Source organism: Pseudoalteromonas sp. S1609 (assembly GCF_005887255.1).
GTDB lineage: Bacteria > Pseudomonadota > Gammaproteobacteria > Enterobacterales > Alteromonadaceae > Pseudoalteromonas.
The window spans coordinates 1-3,504 of sequence record NZ_PNDJ01000036.1 but is presented as its reverse complement, the minus strand read 5'-3'; the positions used below and the strand labels follow the sequence as shown (position 1 = coordinate 3,504).

The 3,504-nt window shown below is 39.0% G+C and carries 4 protein-coding genes; all 4 read right to left on the bottom strand.

Annotated elements, in window-relative coordinates; translation table 11 throughout:
* Window positions 1-319: 319 nt before the first annotated feature.
* Entirely contained in the window at window positions 320-880 is a 561-nt protein-coding gene (locus CWB76_RS10510; protein ID WP_138607400.1) for an acyltransferase, read from the bottom strand.
* Window positions 880-1,971: a DegT/DnrJ/EryC1/StrS family aminotransferase gene (locus tag CWB76_RS10505; protein ID WP_138607398.1), complete on the bottom strand. Its 1,092-nt coding sequence runs from the start codon at window positions 1,969-1,971 to the stop codon at window positions 880-882. Before CWB76_RS10505 ends, CWB76_RS10510 begins: the two co-directional genes overlap by 1 nt.
* Window positions 1,972-1,973: 2 nt before the next feature.
* Window positions 1,974-2,849, bottom strand: a complete 876-nt coding sequence (gene rfbA, locus CWB76_RS10500) for a glucose-1-phosphate thymidylyltransferase RfbA (RefSeq protein WP_138607396.1) — start codon at window positions 2,847-2,849, stop codon at window positions 1,974-1,976.
* Window positions 2,850-3,075: 226 nt separating this feature from the next.
* Window positions 3,076-3,432, bottom strand: coding sequence for a four helix bundle protein (locus CWB76_RS10495; protein WP_138607394.1), 357 nt, complete (start codon window positions 3,430-3,432; stop codon window positions 3,076-3,078).
* Window positions 3,433-3,504: the final 72 nt, after the last annotated feature.

Here is a 3,504-nt window from a genome sequence, read left to right as displayed (position 1 = left end):
GTATACTAAATTATATAATAACATTTAGATTATTTTGCTTTTTAATAGCTTCTGCTGATCTTTCAAGGTTAAATTTACAGCAGTCTGTTTGGTATTTAGGCAAGGCAGAGCCTATGTGGTGTGGTTATTCCCCATAAATAGGCGATAACGCTATAGTTAATAACAAACAGGCGCTGCCCGAAGGGTTCTCCCTAGGAGTTATTTACTCTTTGTTGCCTACATGAATGTGGATAAGAGGCGAGAGCAAAACACAAAACTTTACCCAGCTTTACTTAGCCCAGCGACTTGTAACACTCGCACCATTAAATGAACCCCGCACCTAACTGCTTGGTACATTCTTTTCTAAGTTCAACAACTTCGTTTTTCTCTTTTTAATGACTTTGGCAGGGCACCCTGCAACAATATCAAAATCATTCACACTGTTAGCAACTAAAGACAGCGCTCCAACAGCAGCTCCTTCTCCAAGAGTAACTCCTGGTAAAATAACGCTGCCTGAACCAACAATGACATGCTTGCCTAAAAAAACAGGTGATTTTTCTACATTAGTTAATTGCTCTGGCACCATAGGGTTTGTCATAAACTCGCCGCTATAATCATCACTTGCACTATAAATAGAGACTCGTGATGAAATGTTACAAAAATCACTCAGCGTAATTTTTTCTGCACCAATCAAGGAGCTAAAAACGGCAATATGAATATAGTTGCCAATATCTATTCCACCTGCTCCCGCGGATAAAACAACAAAGTCGTCTATTCTTACATTATCGCCAATCGCAATACCTTGAGCACCATAAATACTGGCTTTATCCGATATTCGTACATTTTTGCCGATTGATTTAAAGCCCACCTCTTTAAGTTGCTGCTCAGATAAAATAGCCACTATGTTGGCTCCTTTATTATTTTTTTAAGCAGTTGCGTAACTACAAGTACATCATCAACACTCATATGCGCATGTAATGGTAGACAAATGGCTCCCTTAGAGATTTTTTGGCTGTTCTTGCAGCCAAAGCTCTTTTGGTCGCTATAAGCTAAATCTAGGGAGGGTGTAAAATATCGTCGACTCTGAATATCATGCGCTGCGAGAGTTTCAATAACGCGCTTTTGCAATTGCTCATCTGCAATATAAATTGGCATATAGGCACCATTTATACTTGCTTGCGATAGCCACTTAGGGAGAGTTAAGTAATCTTTTAATTCATCGCAATACAAAGTAAATAACGTAGCTCTATGTGCAATTATTTCATCTATATCATCAAGCAATGTTAAGCCTACAGCGCATTGGTACTCATTTAACTTTGCGTTTATGCCAGGCTCACCTAAAGTACCGCCGGCTTGTATGCCAAAATTAATAAGTTGTTTCGCCTTCTCATAATCTGCTTTATGTTTAAAAATAATAGCACCACCTTCAACAGTATGAAAAACCTTGGTAGCATGAAAACTTAATGTACTCGCATCGCCAAAACTTAATACCGATTGCTCACCCACTTTTACAGCAAATGCATGAGCGGCATCATAAACCACTTTTTTACCATGGCACTTTGCCACACGAGCAATCGCCTCAACATCACACGGATTGCCGTAAACATGTGTCGCTAAAACACCGTCATAGCTGCTGTTGTGTTCAAAAGCGTCATTGAGTGCATTAGGGCATAAGTTATAACTTTGCGAATCAATATCACTAAAGGCAACATCAATACCTTGCCATAGTAACGAACTGGTTGTGGCTACAAAGCTAAAGGGCGTTGTAATAGCTGATTGTATTCCTAATACTTTACAAGCTACTTGAATAGCTAACGTGCCATTAGACACCAACAACAGGTTTTCAACACCTAGGTAAGCTTCTAAGCGTTGTGTTAATTGCTGATGTAATGGGCCAAAATTGGTGTACCAACCGCTTTCATTTACCTGTTTTAAGTATTGAGTTAGCTTACTTAAATCTGGGCTAAGTGGTTTATTAAGTGCAATGCTCATAACTAGTCTTTTATAACGTCTATTAAATACTGTCCATAACCATTTTTTAATAATGGCTGTGCTAAGTCGATTACTTGTTGTTCGGTTAACCACTTATTGCGAAATGCAATCTCTTCTAAACACGCTACTTTATAGCCTTGGCGCTTTTCAATGGTTTCAACAAATTGTGCTGCTTCAAGTAAGCTCTCATGTGTTCCTGTATCTAGCCAAGCAAAACCGCGGCCTAGCATTTCAATATTTAACTTATTTTTTTGTAAGTAAAGCTCATTGAGGCAAGTAATTTCGAGCTCCCCCCGCACTGATGGCTTAACTTGTTTCGCAAGCTCTACAACCGAGTTATCATAAAAGTACAACCCTGTTACCGCATAATGCGACTTTGGCTTAATGGGTTTTTCTTCTATTGAGATTACTTTTTGGTTTTCATCAAACTCAACAACACCAAAGCGCTCAGGATCTTTTACTTGATAACCAAAAACAGTGGCTCCGTTACCATTTTTCGCATTTTCAACAGCATGCTTAAGTTTTGGAGAAAAGCCTTGGCCATAAAAAATATTATCACCAAGCACTAAGCACACATCATCATTATCAATAAACTCTTCGCCCAAAATAAAGGCTTGTGCCAAACCATCTGGACTTGGTTGTACCGTATAAGTAAGTTCAACACCATAACGCGAGCCATCGCCTAATAAGCGTTTAAATGAGTCACTATCTTCAGGTGTCGTAATAATAAGTATTTCTCGTATACCAGCTAGCATTAAAACCGATAACGGATAATAAACCATTGGTTTATCATATATTGGTAGTAACTGCTTAGACACCCCCATAGTAATAGGGTAAAGCCTAGTCCCACTGCCACCGGCTAAAATAATTCCTTTCATAGTGTTTCACCTGTAAAGCGTAAAGTGTTAGGTGTTGTTAAGTGTGAAGTGCTAAGTGCTAGGTGTGAAGCGTTTTTATTCTTCCCACTTCTCTCGTCGCTCTTCACCTTAGAGTGTGAAGTGTTAGGTGTGAAGCGTAAAGTGTTTACACTCTTACTACTTCCCTCTTCACTTTTAGCATCTCTCTCTTCGCTCTTCACACTCAATACCTTACAATTAATTATCATTATTCTTTCCTTGCTTTTAGGCTGTTAATTAAACCACCCAATTGAGCAAAAATGTTTTCTATTAATTCTGAAGTTTCTTTATTCAATGGTGCAAACCCTAAACGATTCGCTATTTTCAGTTGGGTTTGTACTTCACTTAATGACCCTCTAGCAATGTATAAAAAGCGAATAAAGTCGGCATCACTTCCCCTTGCCGCCCCTTCTGCTATATTGCTAGGCACGGATACAGCAGCTCTGCGCAGCTGGTTAATTAAACCAAATCTTTCATCACTTGGATAGCTAGCTGTTTCTCTATAAGTTACTTCAACTAAATCCATACTAAATTGCCAAGCTCTTAAGTTTTCGTGATTGCGCATAGTTCCTCCCTTCACTTTTGATTCTGAGGTGCGAAGTGTGAGGTGTTAAATGTGGTTTTACCCTTCCCACTT

Excerpts from the sequence above, each read along its gene's own strand:
- rfbA (WP_138607396.1), bottom strand. The coding sequence starts at position 2,849 with ATGAAAGGAATTATTTTAGCCGGTGGCAGTGGGACTAGGCTTTACCCT.
- CWB76_RS10505 (WP_138607398.1), bottom strand. The coding sequence starts at position 1,971 with ATGAGCATTGCACTTAATAAACCACTTAGCCCAGATTTAAGTAAGCTA.
- CWB76_RS10495 (WP_138607394.1), bottom strand. The coding sequence starts at position 3,432 with ATGCGCAATCACGAAAACTTAAGAGCTTGGCAATTTAGTATGGATTTA.